17 protein-coding genes and 1 pseudogene are annotated in these 18,884 nt (G+C 70.4%); 5 read left to right on the forward strand and 13 right to left on the reverse strand.

Annotated elements, in window-relative coordinates; genetic code table 11:
* Positions 1–213: 213 nt before the first annotated feature.
* Positions 214–336: pseudogene (locus tag ACIA5D_RS31015) on the forward strand (DUF2252 family protein); the annotation flags it as partial.
* Between the two features lie 76 nt (positions 337–412).
* Positions 413–1,714, forward strand: a complete 1,302-nt coding sequence (locus tag ACIA5D_RS31020) for a chloride channel protein (protein ID WP_396033885.1) — start codon at positions 413–415, stop codon at positions 1,712–1,714.
* A 5-nt stretch (positions 1,715–1,719) separates the two neighbouring features.
* Here ACIA5D_RS31020 and ACIA5D_RS31025 read toward each other — a convergent pair whose 3' ends face one another.
* The 4 genes from ACIA5D_RS31025 to ACIA5D_RS31040 form a co-directional block, all read right to left on the reverse strand.
* Positions 1,720–2,703: a Gfo/Idh/MocA family protein gene (locus ACIA5D_RS31025; RefSeq protein WP_396033886.1), complete on the reverse strand. Its 984-nt coding sequence runs from the start codon at positions 2,701–2,703 to the stop codon at positions 1,720–1,722.
* Between the two features lie 54 nt (positions 2,704–2,757).
* The gene (locus ACIA5D_RS31030; RefSeq protein ID WP_396033887.1) at positions 2,758–3,825 is read right to left on the reverse strand and encodes a glycosyltransferase; all 1,068 of its coding nucleotides are present in this window, start codon (positions 3,823–3,825) and stop codon (positions 2,758–2,760) included.
* The gene (locus ACIA5D_RS31035; protein WP_396033888.1) at positions 3,822–4,973 is read right to left on the reverse strand and encodes a glycosyltransferase; all 1,152 of its coding nucleotides are present in this window, start codon (positions 4,971–4,973) and stop codon (positions 3,822–3,824) included. Before ACIA5D_RS31035 ends, ACIA5D_RS31030 begins: the two co-directional genes overlap by 4 nt.
* A 101-nt stretch (positions 4,974–5,074) precedes the next feature.
* Positions 5,075–6,094: a glycosyltransferase family 4 protein gene (locus tag ACIA5D_RS31040; RefSeq protein WP_396033889.1), complete on the reverse strand. Its 1,020-nt coding sequence runs from the start codon at positions 6,092–6,094 to the stop codon at positions 5,075–5,077.
* 422 nt (positions 6,095–6,516) lie between these two features.
* Between ACIA5D_RS31040 and ACIA5D_RS31045 the strand changes: the two genes are divergently transcribed.
* Positions 6,517–8,781, forward strand: a complete 2,265-nt coding sequence (locus ACIA5D_RS31045; RefSeq protein ID WP_396033890.1) for a rhamnogalacturonan lyase — start codon at positions 6,517–6,519, stop codon at positions 8,779–8,781.
* Here the strand turns inward: ACIA5D_RS31045 and ACIA5D_RS31050 are convergent.
* The 8 genes from ACIA5D_RS31050 to ACIA5D_RS31085 are packed head-to-tail and all read right to left on the reverse strand — an operon-like array spanning position 8,756 to position 15,734.
* The gene (locus ACIA5D_RS31050) at positions 8,756–9,034 is read right to left on the reverse strand and encodes a YciI family protein (protein WP_396033891.1); all 279 of its coding nucleotides are present in this window, start codon (positions 9,032–9,034) and stop codon (positions 8,756–8,758) included. The genes ACIA5D_RS31045 and ACIA5D_RS31050 overlap by 26 nt on opposite strands.
* Positions 9,035–9,059: 25 nt before the next feature.
* Positions 9,060–9,986 carry an amidohydrolase family protein gene (locus ACIA5D_RS31055; RefSeq protein WP_396033892.1) on the reverse strand — a complete coding sequence of 309 codons (927 nt, stop codon included), beginning with the start codon at positions 9,984–9,986 and terminating at the stop codon, positions 9,060–9,062.
* Entirely contained in the window at positions 9,979–11,154 is a 1,176-nt protein-coding gene (locus tag ACIA5D_RS31060) for a VWA domain-containing protein (RefSeq protein ID WP_396033893.1), read from the reverse strand. Before ACIA5D_RS31060 ends, ACIA5D_RS31055 begins: the two co-directional genes overlap by 8 nt.
* Positions 11,141–12,007 carry an AAA family ATPase gene (locus tag ACIA5D_RS31065; RefSeq protein ID WP_396034011.1) on the reverse strand — a complete coding sequence of 289 codons (867 nt, stop codon included), beginning with the start codon at positions 12,005–12,007 and terminating at the stop codon, positions 11,141–11,143. Before ACIA5D_RS31065 ends, ACIA5D_RS31060 begins: the two co-directional genes overlap by 14 nt.
* Complete coding sequence (locus ACIA5D_RS31070) at positions 12,007–13,026, reverse strand: xanthine dehydrogenase family protein molybdopterin-binding subunit (protein WP_396033894.1); 1,020 nt, start codon at positions 13,024–13,026, stop codon at positions 12,007–12,009. The genes ACIA5D_RS31065 and ACIA5D_RS31070 overlap by 1 nt, the downstream gene beginning before the upstream one ends.
* Positions 13,023–14,414 (reverse strand): xanthine dehydrogenase family protein molybdopterin-binding subunit, encoded by a 1,392-nt coding sequence (locus ACIA5D_RS31075; protein WP_396033895.1) that lies wholly within the window; start codon positions 14,412–14,414, stop codon positions 13,023–13,025. The genes ACIA5D_RS31070 and ACIA5D_RS31075 overlap by 4 nt, the downstream gene beginning before the upstream one ends.
* A complete protein-coding gene (locus ACIA5D_RS31080) occupies positions 14,414–14,914 on the reverse strand; it encodes a (2Fe-2S)-binding protein (protein ID WP_396033896.1) in 501 nt (166 codons plus the stop codon). Before ACIA5D_RS31080 ends, ACIA5D_RS31075 begins: the two co-directional genes overlap by 1 nt.
* A 19-nt stretch (positions 14,915–14,933) precedes the next feature.
* Positions 14,934–15,734: an FAD binding domain-containing protein gene (locus tag ACIA5D_RS31085; protein WP_396033897.1), complete on the reverse strand. Its 801-nt coding sequence runs from the start codon at positions 15,732–15,734 to the stop codon at positions 14,934–14,936.
* A gap of 94 nt (positions 15,735–15,828) precedes the next feature.
* On the opposite strand from ACIA5D_RS31085, the gene ACIA5D_RS31090 reads away from it, so the two are divergent.
* Positions 15,829–16,539 carry a GntR family transcriptional regulator gene (locus tag ACIA5D_RS31090; protein ID WP_396033898.1) on the forward strand — a complete coding sequence of 237 codons (711 nt, stop codon included), beginning with the start codon at positions 15,829–15,831 and terminating at the stop codon, positions 16,537–16,539.
* 43 nt (positions 16,540–16,582) lie between these two features.
* On the opposite strand, the gene ACIA5D_RS31095 is transcribed toward ACIA5D_RS31090, so the two are convergent.
* Positions 16,583–17,632: a LacI family DNA-binding transcriptional regulator gene (locus tag ACIA5D_RS31095; protein ID WP_396033899.1), complete on the reverse strand. Its 1,050-nt coding sequence runs from the start codon at positions 17,630–17,632 to the stop codon at positions 16,583–16,585.
* A gap of 16 nt (positions 17,633–17,648) precedes the next feature.
* Here ACIA5D_RS31095 and ACIA5D_RS31100 point away from each other — a divergent pair, with 16 nt between their 5' ends.
* Positions 17,649–18,827: an MFS transporter gene (locus ACIA5D_RS31100; RefSeq protein ID WP_396033900.1), complete on the forward strand. Its 1,179-nt coding sequence runs from the start codon at positions 17,649–17,651 to the stop codon at positions 18,825–18,827.
* Positions 18,828–18,884: the final 57 nt, after the last annotated feature.

The following is an 18,884-nucleotide window of genomic DNA, read 5'->3' on the forward strand; positions in this document are numbered from 1 at the left end:
CGGTCTGGGCTTTTGCAGACGGCCGCGGCCCGGGGAGCAGGAAGGAGTGCCAGGTGGCCGCCGGGGTGGCCGCAGCGCAGGGAACGCGCGGCGTCGACTGGCGCCCGAGCTCTCGCCCACGGACCTGAGCCGGCTGCCGGGGGTTCCTGAACGACAGCGCGGAGGAGTGACCATGACGATGACGGGCGCGGGTGCCGTGCGGCGGAGGACCGGGCGCACGCACGATCCGGCGACCGCATCGTTCTGGCCGCCTACCTCGGCGGCTCCAGCAAGTTCGACGAGGCGATCGCCGATTTCGCCGAGAAGTACGCCGACCAGAACGAACACGACTACGCCACGCTCCAGGCCGCCGTGAAAGACGGGCGAGCTGAAGCCACCACCGAAATCCAGCCACGATGCGGGGAGCAGCCGGATGAGCGCCACGTCAGGATCCGCGCCGGCACCACCGTTCCCGCAGACGCCGCAGTTCTGGGTGCTGATGGCGTACGCGCTCGGGCTCGGCGTCTTCGGCGCATGTGCCGCCCTGCTGTTCATGGGGTTGATCGGGTTCGGGGACAACTGGTACTCGGCTTCGGATCCCGGGTGGTTCGGCGGGCATTGGTGGTGGGTGGGTGTCGCGGCGGGCGCGGGGCTCGTGGTCGGGGTCTTGCGCCGGTTGACCCACCTTCCGGCCAAAATCCCGAGCCTGATCGAAGACCTCGAACACGCGCATGTCGACGTTCGATCGGTTCCTGGGATCGTCGCCGTCTCGGCCGCGTCGTTGATCGGAGGCGCCAGTCTCGGCCCGGAGCAGGCGCTCGGGTCCATGGGCGGCGGGGCCGCCGAGTGGGTGTCCCGGCGACGAGGGTTCAGCGACGAGGACAAGAAGGTGAACACGCTGGCCGGGTTCGCCGGCGCCTACGGCGGGTTGTTCTCCAGCACGCTGATCGTGGTCATGCTGATCGTGGAGGTCGCCCGCCCGGGCGGGCAACGCATGGCCAAGACGCTGATCGCGACGATCGTTTCCTCCAGCGTCTCGTTCGGGATCTACTTCGTCGTCGCGGGCGCGTTCTTCCTCGACGCGTACAGCGTGCCCGCGTACAAGTTCGAGGACTGGCAGTTGGCGGCCGGCGTCGGCCTCGGTCTCTTGTCAGCTGTGGTGGTTACGGTGCTGGTCGCCGTGATCAAGCTTGCGGTCGGGCTGTTCGGTCGGCTCAGGGTGCCGGCGATCGTTCGGCCGCTGATCGGCGGCCTGCTGTTCGGCATCGTCGGCGTGATCCTGCCGCTGACCATGTTCACGGGCAGCGACCAGCTCAAGAGCGTGCTGGAGACGGGCGGGACACTCGGCGCGGGCCTGCTGGCCGCTCTGGTGGTCGCCAAGATTCTCACCTTCGCCGTCAGCGAGGCGAGCGGGTTCGTCGGCGGGCCGATCTTCCCGGCGCTGTTCATCGGAGGGACGGCCGGCGTGCTCGTACACCAGGTATTCCCCGGCATGCCCCTGGGGCTGACCTTCACGTGCATGCTCGCGGCTGTGCCCGGAGCCTTGGTCTCGGCGCCGTTCGCGGTGGTGCTGCTCGCCGCGTTCATGACTCAGGTGGGTGCGCTGCAGACCGCGCCCGTCCTGATCGCGGTCGTCACCGCGTTCCTCGCCATCGAGTCTATTAAGTACGTCTTTGTGACTCGCCGGACGAACAGCGCCGGCATCCGGCCGCGTGCGAAGCCGATGACCCATTGAAGCGTCTACGGTTGCCCGCGCAGCGGGAGGCCGGCCGCCGTGTAGATGGCGTCGATCAACGACATCGTGGCTTGCGAGTCCTGCGGCGGGGTGAGGTTTGTCGATTCGCCACGGACCGCGGCCGCGAAGGCGCGCAACTGGTGCGTGTACGTCGAGTCGCCGCCGAACCGTTCGCGGCGGCGCTTGCCCCGCACGGTGACGATGAAACGCGAGGGCAGCTGTGGCGCCGCGTAGTTGTCGACCGTCATGACGCCGTGTTCGCCGACGACCCGGGCCCGGATGCTGAGCAGGGTCCGCGACCACATCGAGGCACGGATCCGGCCGGTGGCGCCGACCGGGAGAGCGAACTGCGCGGTCATCGCCCGGTCGATGCGGCGGTCCCGGCGCAGCGTCAGCGCGGTGGCCGAGGTGACCACCGGCTCGCCGCCGGAGAGAAGGCGCAGGCAATGCACGGCGTAGCAGCCGGCGTCCATCAACGCGCCGCCGGCGAGCCCGAAGTTGTACCGGATGTCGGAGAATCTCGGCAGCGGAAAGCACATCGACGTCTCCACCCGCCGCACGGCGCCCAGCTCTCCACTGCGGACAACCTCCTGCATGCGGCGCACGAGCGGGTGGTAGCGGTAGTGGAACGCCTCCATCACCACCAGGCCGGTGCCTTCGGCCGCGACGGCAACCTCGCGTGCCTGGGCCGCGTTGGCCGTGAACGGCTTCTCGCAGAGCACGTGCTTGCCGGCCTCGAGCGCGGCCAGCGTCCACTGGCCGTGCAGTCCGTTGGGCAGCGGAATGTAGACCGCGTCCAGCGAGGGGTCGGCCACCAACGCGGCGTACGAGTCGTGCACCGCCGGCACGCCGTGCTTGGCCGCGAACGCCTCGGCCCGCCGCCGGTCGCGGGCCGCGACGGCGGCAACCTCGACGCCCTCGACGATGCGGGCGGGTTTCATCAGCGCGGCGGGCGCGATCCGCGCGGCGCCGAGCACACCTATTCGCACAGCCGTCGACCTCCTGAGACGAGAGGGTCAGTTCTAGCACCCTTGCCGGGCTGGTTATGGCAGGGACCGGGCGTGCTGCATCGTGGAGATGAGGGCGAGGGTCGACTCGGCGCCCTGATTGAGGTTCGGGCCATGCAGGGTCAGCCCGTCGTACCCGCCGCCGGTTGCGGGATCCCACATCGCGACGCCGATGTCGTTGTCGCCGAGGAACCACCCGACCGCCTGCCGTACGACGGCGTTCCAGGCGGGGTCGCCGGTCACCGCCGCGGCGGTGACGCTGGCGTCGGCCAGCGCGGCGACCTCGATCGGTTGCTGGTCGTGCCGCAGGCGCGGTCCGCCACGTTGCCAGCCTTTCGCCGGGAGGACGGACAGCCGTCCGTCGGCGACCTGGACATCGCGTAGCCATCCGAGCATCCGCAGCCCGGCGGCGAGCAGCGTGCCGTCGCCGTCGCGGTGCCCGGCGAGGACGACGACCTCGGCGAGCGCGGCGTTGGCGTATGTAAGGCGGGGATGTGGCCACTGCCACCGTGGATCGTCGCCGGGCACGCCGACCGCGGCCGCGGCGGCGCTCAGCAGATCGGCCGCACCTTCGTTGTCCGGATAAGCGCGCAGCACCTCGGCGGCGCCCAGGCCGGCGAAGGCCATCGCGTGCGGCGCCGGAGAGCGGCGTACGGCGCCGGCGTCGAAGGCGAGGATGGCGTCGTGGCGGATCCATGCCGCGGGGCTACGGGCCGCGGCGGTGCCCAGACCCCACAGTGCCCGCCCCCACCAGTCGCCGAGGCCCGGTTTGTCGCTCCACCGGCGGTCGTACCCGAGCCGGTTGTGGAAGGCGCCGTCGGGGTCCTGGGCATGGGTGAGAAAGGCCAGGTAGCACTCCGCGAGGCGGAGTACCTCGGCCGGTGGATGCGGCTCCCGGCTGGCGACGACCAGCCCTCGGGCGACATCGTCGGTGCAGTAGCCGTGCTCGCGCCGCACGATGGCGTGCCGGGCGTGTTCGAACAGCCCGGTGTCGTCGGTCAGCCGGGTCAGGTGGGCGAAGGTCGGCGCCGGCGCATGAGTGCCGGCCGACGAGGCGACGCCGTTCGCCGGTGCGGCCGGGTGCCGCTCGGCGCGGGTGGTCACGTCGATTCCGCGTTGACCGTCGTCGAGCCGGCCGTGACGAGCCGCCGGGCGAGCGTCTCGTAGCGTTCGGCGACCGCCGGCCACTGCAGAGGCGAACCTGTCGAGGCCCGGGCTGCCCGATCGCTGCCCACGTTCCGGGCGGACGGACCAGCCTCGGCCAGTGTCCGCCGAATCGCGCCGGCAAGCGCCGCCGGGTCCTGATGCGCGACGATGTACCCGCGACCGTCGGTGAGCAGTTCGACAGCGTGCGGAAAGGCCGTGGCGACCACCGGCACGCCCGCGGCGACGGCTTCGATGAGCACCCCCGACGTGACCTGCTCCCGGGAGTCGTACGGGAGGACCACCACATCCGCGGACGCGATGAGCGCGCTCAGCGTGTCCGGGTCCTGGTAGTCGGCCTCGTATCTGACCATGTGGTCGACGCCGAGCTTGACACCCAGGCGGTGCAGGCTCTGCCGATACGCCTCACCCTCACGTTCGATGACCTTCGGATGGGTCTGCCCGGCCACCGTGTACGTGGGCGCCGGATCGAGATGCCGCATGCGGGCGAGGGCTCGCAGCGTCCACTCGACGCCCTTGCCGGGGCCGAGCAGCCCCCAGGTCAGCAGGTGCGACCGCCGGGGCCGCGCGGCGGCCGCGACGGTGTGCCGGCCGACGCCGTGCGGAATGACCGACACCTTGGCAGCGTCCACTCCGTAGCCGAGCAGGAGCCGATCCCGTCCCGTGCCGGTCATCGTCACCACGGCGCCGGCCGCGTCCACCACCTGCTCCAGCACGGACCGCTGCCCGGCGGTGGGCTGGGCCAGCACCGTGTGCAGCACGACGATGCTCGGCACCGTCAGCTGGTGCAACAGTCGTACGACGTCCTCGCCGTCGGTGCCCGGGTAGATGCCGTACTCGTGCTGGACGATGGCCACGTCGAAGGCGCTGAGGGCGTCGGCGGCGTCCCGCCATCCGGCCGCGCTGTTCGCCGACCAGGTGTGCACGACGCCGCGCGTGGGGCGTTGATCGTCACCGGCGGCCGTGACGCGGACGACACCGCCCGAGACACCAGCGATGGTCAACTGGGCGGCCAGGGCGGCGTTGAATGTCGCCAGCCCGCAGAGGGTCGGCGGGTGGGTGCTGAGCAAGCCGTACTCGATCGTCATGTGCCGGCCTTCCGGTCATCGGCCGCCAGCGCGAACACTGGTGACCTCACGCGATACAGGCGCCCAGCGGCCAGCGTGTATGGCAGCGGAACGGATGCTGATCAGCTACGCGGGCGGCGGGCGACCTTTTCGTAGACGGCCAGGTAGTCGTCGACCATCCGGCCGGCGTCGAATCGCCGGGTGGCCCGCGCGCGGCAGCGGGCGCGGTCGAGGTCTTCGATCCGGGCCACGGCGTCGACGGCCTGCTCCACGGTGTGGACCAGCGACCCGGTGATGCCCTCGTCGACGACTTCCGGCATGGAGCCGCGCCGGAACGCCACCACCGGTGTGCCACAGACCATCGACTCCACCACCGAAAGGCCGAACGGCTCGTCGAAGTCGATCGGGTGCAGCAATGCCGCGCTCGCGCCGAGCACCTCGGCCCGGCGCCGAGGCCCGACCGCGCCGGCGAAGACGACCCGGTCACCGTCGACGTGCGGCGCCACCTGCTCGCCGAAGTACCGCTCGTCCTGGACGATGCCGCAGATGGTCAGCCGCCGACCGGCCCGCCGGGCTATCTCGATGGCGGTGTGGATCCCCTTGTCGGGATGGATGCGGCCGAGGACGACCAGTCCGGGACCCGCGTCCGCGCTGAACGGAAGCTCGTCGACATCGACACCGTGATGCACGGTGGCGACATAGTCGATGTCGGCTCTGCGGTCGGAGCTCGAAATGGACACGAATGAGGAGCCCGGCTCGGCCCGGGTGTACGCGGGCATGATTCCCGGGCCCGAGAAGCCGTGCACCGTGGTGAGCATCGGGGCGCCGCAGTGTGCGGCGAAGGCGAGCGGCAGCCAGTCCAGGTGGTTGTGCACCAGGTCGAACTCCGCCGAGCGGGCCAGCGCGTGGGAGACGTGCAACGCCTCCCAGACCCGCCCGTCCATCGTGGGATCGCCGGCGTAACCCCGGGGACACACCCCGTCGAGACGCGCCGAGGTGACCGAGTCCAGGGTCGCGAACAGCGTCACGTCGACGCCCCGTGCCGTCAGCCCTTCAGCCAGAAGGCCCGTCACTCGTTCCCACGGTCCGTAGTCGTGGGGTGGCGTCCGCCACGCAACCGGCCCGAGCAGGGCTACTCGCACTACGCCGCGCCTTCTCGCCGCGGCACGACGATGAAGCCCGCGGTATTCCTCGTCCTGTCGGCGGCATTGGTGGCGTTGCTCATGACACCCGCTGTCCATCTCGTGGTCGTTGAACCCACAGCACCGGGGACCAGGGTGGCTGGAGTGACTGCGCGGTCGAGCGGCCCCGATGAGGCGTCGCAAGGTGGCGGCGGCGACCGGCTGCGCCCACACTCGTCCTTCGGCGGCCGATGCGCCACAGAGCGCGGCCCGTTCTCAGAGTTGATTTTTTGTGCGTAGGGTTTCGCACGGATTTACAGCACTATGACCGCCTATTCGGTCTGACATTGTTCGTCACAGCTCGCCGTAGCCCGTGTTGACCAGAGACGAACCTCGATGGAGACTTCCGGGAAAGCGCTTACCTCCACCCGCGGGAGATCCGGATGAGCCTTCGCCGTACCGCCCGAGCCGTCCTCGCGGCGACCCTGATCCTGGCCTGCTCACCGGCGCCCGCCCAGGCGGGTGGCCGCGCCGGCATCGAGTTGGAACACCTCGACCGCGGCCTGGTCGCCGCGGCCACCACCGAGGGTGTCTTTCTCAGCTGGCGGCTGCTCGGGCCGGAGGCCACCGGACACTCGGCCACCGGACTGACCGGCGCCGACTTCCACGTCTACCGGGACGGCCGGCGGATCGCCACCGTCACCGACAGCACCAACTACCTCGACAGGGCCGGCACCGCCGCGTCGAAGTACCAGGTCGCGGCGGTCCACGGCGGTCGCAGCGCGACCGCCACCCCCTGGTCCGGCAACCACTACGACCTGCCGCTGAACAGGCCCGCCGGCGGCGTCACCCCGGCCGGCGAGGCGTACACCTACTCGGCCAACGACATGAGCGTCGGCGACGTGGACGGCGACGGCCAATACGAGTACGTCGTCAAGTGGGACCCGTCCAACTCCAAGGACGTCTCCCAGGTCGGTTACACCGGGAACGTCTACATCGACGCGTACGAATTGGATGGCACCCAGCTGTATCGCATCGACCTGGGCGTGAATGTCCGGGCCGGCGCGCACTACACGCAGTTCCTGGTCTACGACTTCGACGGCGACGGCCGCTCGGAGATGATGTTCAAGACCGCCCCGGGCACGCGGATCACCCGATTCCGGCCCGACGGCTCGGTGGCGTCCGAGAAGCACATCACCCTGCCGAAGGCGGACCTCAAAGCCGGCTACCGCAACACCGACGACTACCGGATGAGCGCCGCCGACTACTACGAGCACGTGGTGCGGATGTTCGAGGGCTGGCGTGCGCACCCCGAGGTGGTGGCCGGGCATTGGCCGGCGACGGTGGAGGAGGCGTTGGGACTCGCGCCCGGTTACGGCGATGCGAAAGCACTGACCGACTACTTCATGGACGTCTATGCGCCGGCCCGCAGCACCCGCAACGCGCTGCGCAACTTCGCCGGTTTCATCGTGGACGGGCCGGAGTACCTGACGGTCTTCGAGGGGGCAACCGGCCGCGAGCTGCAAACCGTCCGGTACAAGCCGGTCCGCACCGACGACGGCCTGATGTGGGGCGACTACGCGATGGCCCGGATCGAGCCGGGCAACCGGGTCGACCGGTTCCTGTCCGGCGTCGCCTACCTCGACGGCCGGCACCCGTCCGCGATCTTCGCCCGCGGTTACTACACAAGAACAACCATCATCGCGTACGGGTGGAACGGTCACCGGCTCACCGAGAACTGGTACGTGGACTCGGGCTGGGTGCCGATGACGAATCCGTTCAACGACTCGCCACACGGCCGGGACGGGACCAACCCCGAGTTCGCCACGATCACCACCCAGGGCGACCACTCGCTGAGCGTGGCCGACGTGGACGGCGACGGCAAGCAGGAGATCGTGTACGGCAGCGCGACCATCGACCACGACGGTTCCCTGCTCTACTCGTCGTTCGCCACCCTGCCCGAGGGCAGCGCCGCGCCGGGCGAGTACGTACGGCTCGGCCACGGCGACGCCATGCACGTCACCGACATCGACCCGGATCGGCCGGGACTGGAGATCTTCACCGCGCACGAGGGTGCGACCTTCGCGCCGTACGGGATGGCGATGCGCGACGCCGCCACCGGCGAGGTGTTGTTCGGCGCCTACTCGGGCCGCGACACCGGGCGCGCGATGATCGGCGACGTGCTGCCGGAGGTGCGCGGCATCGAGAACTGGGCGAGCCTGCCCGGCGGCTCCGACGCGCTCGGCCTGCACAAGGCCACCGGCGAAGTCCTCACCACCGCCATCCCCGGCACCAACCAGAGCATCCGCTGGGCGGGTGACATGACCACACAGATCCTCAACGGCGCCATCGACGTCACCCCGACCATCGACGACTGGAAGCGGGGCCCGGTGCTGACCGCCACCGGCACGCTGGCCAACAACGGCACCAAGGGCAACGCCAGCCTGATCGCCGACATCTTCGGCGACTGGCGCGAGGAGCTGCTGCTGCGGACGGCGGACAGCTCGGCGATCCGCATCTACCTGAGCACCGAGCTGACCGGCCACAAGCTCTACACGCTGATGCACGACCCGCAGTACCGGGTCGAAGTGGCCCGGCAGCAGACCACCTACAACCAGCCGTCGTACCCGAGCTTCTATCTGGCCTCGGACACCGATTGGGCGAAGGTGCCGCTGTCCCCCGCTACCGGGCTGCCAGCCCGACGGTGATCTTCCACTCCTTCAGCACCCGGTCCTTGGTCACGTCGAGCTGGGTGTAGGGGTCCTGCTCGACCAGCGCCCGAGCGGCCTCGATGTCGTCGGCAGCGAGCACGATGATGCCGCCGCTGAGGTCGGCCAGCGGGCCGGCGAGCACGAGGGAACCGGCCGCCTCCAGGGTGGCGAGGTGTTCCAGGTGATCGGGACGCCGCTCGGCGCGCAGCGGAGTGTCGTTGTACCCGTACGTGAGGATGAAATGGGCCATGGCCTGTTCCTTTCTTCGGAGGATGTCACGCGCCGGGGTCGGCGAGGCCGTAGACCCGGCGGGCGGTACGGGCGAAGACGTCCGCCTGTTCGTCGCCGGTCCGGTCGGACAGCGCTCGTTTCCACGCGTCGGTCAACGCGGCCGACGACGTCCACAGCTTCTCGACGGGGAGGTTGGTGCCGAACATGGCCCGGGCGGAGCCGAACCGGTCGAGGATCTCGCCGGCGACGAACCGCAGCAGGCCGGGGTCGACGCGGTGGACGAAGGTTCCCTGACCGGTCAGTTTGACGACGACGTTCGGGCAGGCGGCCAGTTCGCGCAGGCCGGCTCGCCAGGCGGCGACCACGGCCGGGTCGGTGTGATCGGTGAGCATCCCCGCGTGCACCAGGACGAACGGCACATCGGGATTCTGGGCGACGAGGTCGGCGGCGTCGTGCATCTGCCCGGAGAACACCTGGAGCTCGAAGAGCCAGCCGAGGTCGCGCAGGGCGGCGATGTTGTCGCGGAAGACCGGGTCCTTCATCCGGTCGGGGCCGTCGGCGAAGCGGAACTCCGGGCGCTCGTGCCAGTGCAGCTGAAGGCGGGTGCCCACGACGAGCGGACTGATCGCCTGCTGGGTCCGCATGACCTCGGCGGCGTCGGTGGAGAACAGGTCGGCGCAGCCCACCATGGCCATCGGCCAGCCGGTCTGCTCGTGCAGCCCGGCGATCCAGCGGACCTCGTCGACGACGCGGTCCATCGGCCAGTTCGGCTGCACGTACACCGAAGCCCCGATGCCGGCCGAGATCGCGTCGTCGCGGTACTCCTGGATCAGGTAGTCACGCCGGATGGGCTCGTACGGTCCGAAGATCCGCGGGACCATCGGACCGGACAGCCAGGGCATGTCGGCCTGGCGCCACACGTGGTGGTGCGCGTCGACAATGGCGCCGGAGTAGAGCGTGCCCTCAGACATGACTGCCCCTTCGGGTGGCCGGGAGCCCGGCGAACCTTCGGCGTACGGCGGTGAGCGCCGTTTCGAGGTCTCGGACCCCCGTCAAGGAGTCCAGGTCCGCGCGCACCGCCGACATGCCCCGGGTCAGGGGCCGGTACGCGGGGTCGCACGCGAGCGGTGACCACCAGTGCAGCCGGTGGGCGAGCTGCGACAGCCGACGTGTCGCGTTGATCATTGCCGTGCAGTCCCCGCGCTCGAGCCCGTCGGAGAGCACCAGGACGAGGGCGCCGCGGGCCATGGTCACGAAGTGGGTGTTGCTGAGAAAGCTGTGCAGACTGGCGCCGATCCGGGTTCCGCCGTCGGCGTCCAGCACGACCTGCGCCAGCGCGGCGAGCGCGGTATCCACGTCGGGTGTGCGCAGGACCGGGGTCACCCTGGTCAGCCGGGTGCCGAGGGTGAACACCTCGGCCCGGTCGCAGGTCACGACCATCGCATGGGCGAACCGGAGGTGGTTCGCGCTGTACTGCTTCATCGAGCCGGACACGTCGATGAGCAGCAGCACACGACGCTCGCGTAGCGGTCGGTGCCGCCAGCGAAGCCGCATGATCTCGCCGTAGGTCCGCCGGGACTCGTGGCGGACGGCGCGCATGTCCACGCGTTGGCGGCGACCGCCGGGCCGGCTCCGCCGGGACCGGATGGCCGGGACTGCCCGGGGTATCTCGCGGCAGATCTGCCGCATGACTTCGCGGGCGCGAGGCTCGGTGCCGGCGAACCGCATCGCGGCGTCCGGGCTGGGCCCGCCCGCCGCAAGACCGGCCCCGCCCGGCTGGTCGAGGACGACGGCGTCGGCTGTGCCGTTCGCCTCGCCGGCGATCGTCTCCTCGTCGTGCTCCTGCTCGCCGTCCGGGTCGGCGGCCGGCTCGTCGGTCATCACGAGCACGTCGGCCGGGATCCCGAAGAAGCGCTGGAACACCTCGTCGTAGACGTCACGGCCGGACTCGGAGGTCACGAGCGTCGCGGCGCCCACCCAGTACAGCTGCCCGACGGTCGACGGCGAGAGTGCTTCGATGCCGGCGAAGAAGTCGAGCTGCTTGGCCGCCGGCACGGGCAGCCCCTGGGCGCGCAGGCCGCGGAGGAAGCGGAAGAGATGGTCCTGAGTCCGGGCCACCAGCGGCTCAGCGGTCGTCATCGCCGAAGACCTCGGTGGCGTGCGCCGCGACCAGCGCGCAGTCCTCTTCGTTCTTCAGCACCAGTCCCAGGGACGCGCGCAGGGCGTCGGTCCACTGAGCACCCTCGCCGGCGAGGGCGAGCGAGCCCTGTGCCCAGGCGATGGCTTCGGCGATGCCCGGCCGCTTCAACGGACTCAGCGACCGGATGACGTTGACCGACCGCACCAGCTGCGCGGCGCTGCGGGCGCTGAGCCCGGGGGCCTGCGCCTCGACGATCGCGCGTTCGCGCTCGGGGTCCGGGAAGGGTATCCAGTGGTACAGGCAGCGCCGTTTGAGCGCGTCGTGCAGTTCCCGGGTCCGGTTGGAGGTGAGCACCACGACGGGTGGCACGGCGGCGGCGACCGTGCCGATCTCCGGGATCGTGATCCGGAACCCGTCCAGGAACTCGAGCAGGAACGCCTCGAACTCGCTGTCCGCCCGGTCGATCTCGTCGATGAGCAGCACGGCGCCGGTCCGGCTGCGCAGCGCGCGAAGGAGCGGACGCTCGAGGAGGAACTCGCTCGCGTACAGGTCGCCGGCGGTGGTGCCGTCGACCTCGGCGGCTCGCAGGCTCAGCAGCTGCTTGGGATAGTCCCACTCGTAGAGCACCTGGGAGACGTCGATCCCCTCGTAGCACTGCAGCCGGATCAGTTCGCGCCCGAGCGCGTCCGCCAGCACGTGCGAGATCTGTGTCTTGCCGACGCCGGGCTCCCCCTCCAGCAGCAGGGGGCGGCCGAGGGCGATCGCCAGCCGCACCGCGGTCAGCAGGCCTTCGTCGGCGAAGTACTTCCGGTCCCGCAGCTGCCGGCTGATCGTGTCGTGGTCGGGCAGCATCACGCCGCCGGTTCGCCGGCCCGCAGGGCGTCGAGCCCGCGCAGGACCGACTCCGGAGTGAACGGCATGGTGGTCAGCCGGACACCGCAGGCGTCGAAGATGGCGTTCGCGATCGCCGGGATCGGCGCGTTGGCGGTCATCTCGCCGATGCCCTTCGCGCCGAACGGCCCGTTCGACGCCGGGCGTTCCAGGATCACGCTGGTCTGCGCCGGGATCTCGGCCGGCCCCGGCATGAGGTACTCGCAGAAGTCGACCGGCCCGTGTTCCCGCGACATCGGGTAGTACGGCTCGGTCGACTCGAAGATGGCGTGCGAGACACCCATCCAGGCGCCGCCCTCGACCTGCTGGGTGGCCATGGCGGGATTGAGGGCCCGGCCGATCTCGTACGCGTTGTGCAGGCTCAGGACGGTGACCACGCCGGTCTCGTCGTCGACCTCGACCTCGGCCACCGTGCAGGCGTGGGCCTGGCAGGAGTCCGGGTCCATCTCGCCGGTCTCCGGAACCGGATAGTTGCGTTCCTTGAGGTAGATCCCCCGGCCGGAGATGGTCCGGCCCTGCTTGAAGTGGGCGGCCAGCGCGATGTCCTGAATGTGGATCTTCGTCTCCGGACTGCCCTTGAGCCGGACGTAGCCGGTGCCGTCGGTCTCCAGGTCACCGGCGTCGACCTCGAGCTCGTCGGCGGCCACCGCCAGCATCACCTCGCGGGCCTCGCGAGCGGCCATGATCACCGCGTTGCCGACCCGGTGGGTGCCACGGCTGGCGAAGGTGCCCATGCAATGCGGGCCGGTGTCGGTGTCGGCCGTGTCGACGATGACGTTCTCCATCGGGATGCCCAGGGTCTCCGCGGCGCATTGGGCAACGACGGTCTTCAGCCCTTGTCCGAGGTCCACCGACGAAAGGCTGACCACGAAGCCGCCCATGGTCGTCGCATGGATCAGCGCCTGCGACGGGTCGCCGCCGAGATTCATGCCGGTGGGGTAGTTGACCGAGGCGTATCCGCGGCCGCGCAGCAGCGTCATGCTCCGGCTCCTCTCGGGGTGGACGACGACATCGCGAGGTATTCGGCGGGCAGCTCGTGCCCGGCCAGGGCGGCGGCCCGCTGGATGACCTCGATCAGGGCGGTGCCTGACGCGATCTTGCGGTGCGCCTTCATGTCGCCGTCGCGGTAGGCGTTGCGCAGCCGGAACTGCAGCGGGTCGATGTCGAGCGCCCGGGCGATGCGATCCATCTGCGACTCGATGGCGAAGTCGGCGATGGTGACACCGAATCCGCGCATCGCGCTGGACGGGGTCCGGTTGGTGTACACGCAGTGGCAGTCGGCGTAGACGTTCGGAATCGTGTACGGGCCGGGCAGGTGAGCGCACGCCTTGGTCGTGCCGTACGGCGAGTGTCGCGAGTAGGCGCCGGCGTCCACGTACAGCATGATCTTGCGGGCGAGGATGCGTCCGTCGTTCATGACGCCGTCCTTGATGTAGATGCGTTCCGCGGCCCGGGGCGACGAGACCTGCATCTCCTCCTCGCGCGTGTACACGAACTTGACCGGCCGGTTGGTGAGCATGGCCGCGACGCAGGCCAGCGGCTCGACCATGACGTCGACCTTGCCGCCGAAGCCGCCGCCGACGGTGCCGCCCTTGACCTGCAGGTCGGTGAACGGCCGGTCGAGGATCAGCGCGGTGTTGTCGAGCGTGAAGAACGCGGCCTGGGTGTTGCTGTGGATCAGCAGGCGCCCGCCGCTCTGCGGTACGACGACGCAGCCGGTCGTCTCGGTCGGCGCGTGCTCGATCGGCGACGAGCTGTACCGCCACTCGAAGATGCGGTCCGCCTCGGCGAAGCCCTTCTCGACGTCGCCGAAACGCAGACGCCGCGCGTGGTGGCCCTCGTAGACGAAGTAGTTCGTGCCCGCCTGCTTGATGACCGGCGCGTCCGCGGACATCGCCTGCTCGACGTCGAAGACCGCGGGCAGCTCGGTGTAGCTGACCTTCACCCGGCTGACGCCCTCGATCGCGGCCGCCTCGGAGTCGGCCACCACCGCCACGATGGGCTCGCCGCGGTAGAGGACGCGGTCCTCGGCCAGGACCGGCTCATCGTTGGGTTCGATGCCGATCAGCCGCAGCACGGTGTACCAGTTCGACGGGATGTCGCGATGCGTGATGACCCGCAGGACACCGGGAACCCGCAGCGCCTCGGAGCAGTCGACGTCGTCGAGGAGCGCGTGATGATGGACCGACCGATGGATCTTGACGTACGCGAGATCCGGGAAGGTCCGGTCCTCGAAGAACTGGGTGCGCCCGGTGACATGACCGAGCGCGTCCGAGCGCTGGACGGCGGTCCCGATGACGTTGAAATTGGACCCGCGCTCGCGCTCGTCCTTGAAGTAGTTCCGATCGATCGGGCTGATGCGTGGCATCAGAGTTTCGCCTCCTCGCCGGTGAGCGAGCGGCGGCGCCGTTCGGCGGCATCGAGAATGGCGCTGACGATCGGCTCGTACCCCGTGCAGCGGCACACGTTCCCGCTGATCGCTTCGCTGATCTCGTCCCTGCTCGGGCTCGGGTTCCGCGCGAGGAGAGCCACCGCAGACATGATCATCCCTGGTGTGCAGAAGCCGCACTGGGTGGCGAAGCCGTCGAGGAAGGCCTGCTGGACGTCGCTGAGCCGCGGCCCGTCGGCCAGCCCTTCGACCGTGCCGACATCGCCGCCGGCGACGGTGACCACGGGCACGAGGCAGGACACCACGGGCGCCCCGTCGAGAAGGACCGTGCACGAGCCGCACGCGCCCTGCGCACAACCGCGCTTGGCGCCCATCAGGCCGAGTTGCTCACGCAAGGCGAGCAGCAGAGTTGTCTCCGGCTTCGCCATGAACGCTTTGTCGACGCCGTTGACCTTGAGACTGACGATTCTTACCGACATGGCGGGTCCTTGATCGCGGTCAGCGGCCGAGCAGCGCTCGCCGGAGGTGGACAGGGAAGACGCGCGTGCGGTACCACGCGGAGGCGTACGCGTCATCGGCCGGTGCGAGTTCGCCGAGGCCGGCCTGTGCGGCCGCTTGTATCGTCGAGTCGGTCAGCCGCCTGCCGGCCAGCGCCTCCTCGACCGCGTACGCCCGGACGACCCGATCGCCGATTCCGCCGAGGGCGACGCGCGCCTCACTGACGACCCCGTCGGACTCGGTGACCGTTGCCGCGACGGTGACGATGGACGCGGAGTTGAACCGGCGCCGGGCCGCTTTGACGTACTTGAAGGCGCCTGGTCCGGGGAGTTCGAAGACGACGGTCGTGACGAGTGCCGGCGGACGATCGGCCGCGACGAACTCCTCGGCCGGCAGCTCGCCGGTACCCTCTTCACCGACGAACGCGACGCGTGCGTTCAACGCGACCAACGCGACGGCCAGGTCACCGTGCGGCCGGCGGGCGAACAGGTTGCCCCCGACCGTGGCCAGACTACGGACCGGCACCGAGGCGATCGAGCGCACGACGGGGTTCAGGATCTCGAGCCGCGCGTCGTGCTCGACCTGGGACAGCGTCGTGGCCGCGCCGATCGTCACCGTCGAGCCGGCCAGGCCGACGTTCGCCAGACCCATGCGCCGCAAGCTCACGAGCTCGGTCGGGGGCGACGCGTGATCGTTGAGCCGCGGCATCACGCTCGTACCGCCGCCGAGCACCGTGGCGCCCGAGGCGATCAGGCTCACCGCAGCAGAGACATCATCCGGGACGTGAACCTCAGTCAGCATGCGACACCCCATTATCGATATCGATAATCAAGGTATACGCTCTAAGTATGCTGGTCAACGACACCATCGCGGGCGCCCTATGGGGAGGATGTGCGTGACCACCGAAGCGCCGGCCGGCGGCGCACACCCGATCCGCCCGCCGAAGCCGACCCTGAGCGACGGCATCCGGGACGGCTTGGTGAAGCTGATCGTGTCGGGTGAGCTCAAGAGCGGCGAGCGGCTGATCGAAACCAAGATCGCCGCGGATTTCGGGACGAGTCAGGCGCCGGTGCGCGAAGCCCTCCGGGAGCTCGAGGGTCTGGGGCTCGTCGAGAGCCGGCCCCGGCGCGGGCGTCATGTCCTGCCGTTCGTCGAACAGACGATCCGGGAGGCGTACGTGGTCCGCGCGGCCCTGGAGGAAGCCGCTACGCGACTGGCGATGCTCAACGGTCAACTGCCCCTGGAGACGATGCGCGGCGACGTCGAGGACATGTACCGCTGCGCGACCGTCGACGACGTCCGGGCCATCGGCCTGGCCAGCACGCGCTTCCACCGCCGGGTGATCCTGGCCGGCAAGAACTTCCTGCTGGAGCGGGCCTGGGAGGCGCTGCAGATCGAGGCTCGGACCGCCATCGCCCTGATGGTCATCAACCCCGAGCTCGACCATGTGGCCGACGAGCATGCCGAGCTCCTCGCTGTTCTCGAGACCGGCGATGTCGAGGCCGCCTGCCTGCACACGCGTGCTCACCAGTGGGCGTACGCAGATCTCCCCCACGACATGCACGGCGCCGCGCGCACGGTGCGGTTCCTCGGGGCAGCCTCGTAAGCGCCGCCGATCCCGGATTGCCGTACCGGGATACGTGCGCAGGTCATGGATCGGGGCGTGTGGTCGTGCGCACCACGAGGTGCCAATCGTCGCGCGCCGAGGGTTCGGTCCCGCTCCCGAGCGCCGTCCGGGCGCACCGTGCTCCCTGGTCGCGCAGCGACTGGGCGAGAGTGGTCAGCCCGGCGGGTGCGGCGGCGGCGCTGTCGTCCCAGCCGGTCACGGCCAGGTCGCCGGGGACTCGCAGGCCCGCCGCGGCGGCGGCGATCAGGGCGCCCAGCGCGAGCTCGTCGCTCATCGCGGCGATGGCGTCCGGCGGTTCGGCGCTCTGGAGCAGCTCGCGGGCGAAGGCCTCGCCCTCGTTGACGTTGTTGACCGGGCACACCGCCATCCGCAGGCCCGGTCCGGTCCAGGCGGCACGGAAGCCCGCCCATCGGTCGCGGGTGACCGGGAACCGCACCTCGCCCACCTCGTCGCCGGTGAGCAGCTGCCGGGTGCGGCCGCGATCGAGCGGGAAACTGAGCACGAGCGGCCGCCGCGCCGCCCTGAACGCCACCCGCCCGATCGCTTCGGCGGCAGCGCGGTCGTCGATGCCGATCACCGGCATGCCGTGCCGGTGCGGGCCGGCGTGGATCACCGCGGGCAGGCCGGTGGCGGCGACGGCATCCAGGACCGGATCGTCGTCGCTGGTGGTCCAGACGACGAAGCCGTCCACGGCCGCCTGGGCGACACGCTGGGCGTCGGTAGGCGCGCCGGTGATCGGGACGAGTGTGAGTCCAATGCCCTCGGCCGCGCACACGTCGGAGACCCCGGCGAGGAAGCGCGCCGCTTGCGGGTCGTCGAAGGCGTAGCTCAGCCGTTCGCCGAGCACGACGCCCAGCGAGCCGACTCGTCCGCTGCGCAGAGAGCGTGCAGCCGGGTTGGGGCCGGGATAGCCGAGCTGTTCGGCCGCGGCGCGGACCTTTGCCGCGGCCTCGGCCGAGACCCGGTCCGGCTGGGAGTAGGCGTAGGAGACCGTCATCGGGGAGACGCCGGCGGCGCTGGCCACCTGGCGCAGGGTCGGCCGCCGTTTCGGGTTGCCGACGGGTCGGGTCATGGCACAGACTCTACTTGTGTACCGATACACAGCGAAGGCCGACTTCGTCCGGGATGCGCCTACCGTGCTGTCGTACGCAGCGCTCGCGGCGTACACCTTCTGGCTCTATGCCTTCGGCCCGGCGGTGACGCTGCTCCGCGATGAGCTCGGATTCTCCTACACATTGGTCGGCTTCTACTCGGTGTTGTGGTCGGTCGGCGCGGCCCTGGCCGGAGCCGGCTTCGCGTGGGTGGCCGGCCGCCTGGCGAGGAGGGCGCTGCTGTGGTGCTCGGCCCTGGTCACCGTGGCCGGCGCCGGCCTGTTCACCCTCGGAACGGGCGTGCCGGCCACCCTGCTCGCGGCCGGGTTGATGGGTCTGGCCGGCACGACGATGCTCGCCGTGCTCCAGGCGATCCTGTCGGACCGGCACGGCTCCCAGCGGGACCGCGCGCTGACCGAGGCCAACATCGGCGCCGGCGCGTCGGCGGTGGTCGCTCCACTGGTCCTGGGCGCGCTGGCCGCCGCTGTGGTGGGCTGGCGCGCCGCCTTCGCCCTCCCGGCCATCGTCCTCGCGGTGCTTTACGTGCGCTTCCGCCGCCAACCACTGCCGGCGCCACCCGCGCGTCACGTTGTGGCGGGAGCCGGCGGGCTGCCCGCTGCCTGCTGGTTGTTCATCGTGCTGACCGCGTGCAGCGTGGCGATCGAGTTCTGCATCGTGTATTTCGGTCCGCAGTTGCTCCTCGGCACCGGCCTGTCCGCTGCGGCCGCCGGCACCGCGCTGGGCGCCAACTATCTCGGCATCCTGATCGGACGGCTGCTCGGCGCACGGATCACCCGCCGGCCCGGCCGCAGCGTCGCACTGCTCTACGCGTCGCTGGCGATCACCGGCGCCGGCTTCGCCCTGTTCTGGCTGGCCGGACGGCCGGCTCCGGCGATCCTGGGCCTGTTCGTGTGCGGCGCCGGCATCGCGAACCTCTATCCGCTCGCCATCGCGCTGACCCTGGACGCCGCCGACGGCCGCGAGGACCGCGCCAACGCCCGCTCGCAACTGGTCATCGGCCTGGTCAGCGCCGCTTCCCCCTATGTGATCGGCACCCTCGCGGACCGCTACGGCCTGGCCGTCGGCTTCGCGCTCGAACCCGTCCTTATCGGCGCCTGCGCCCTTCTGCTGTGGACCGGCCTTCGAGCGACCGCCGCCTCCACCTCGTCGACGTAGAAGCCCATCTGCGTGAAGGAGCCGTCCGACCTGCCGGCCGAGGCGAACTCCAGCCAG

The organism is Actinoplanes sp. NPDC051513, from assembly GCF_044454685.1.
GTDB lineage: Bacteria > Actinomycetota > Actinomycetes > Mycobacteriales > Micromonosporaceae > Actinoplanes.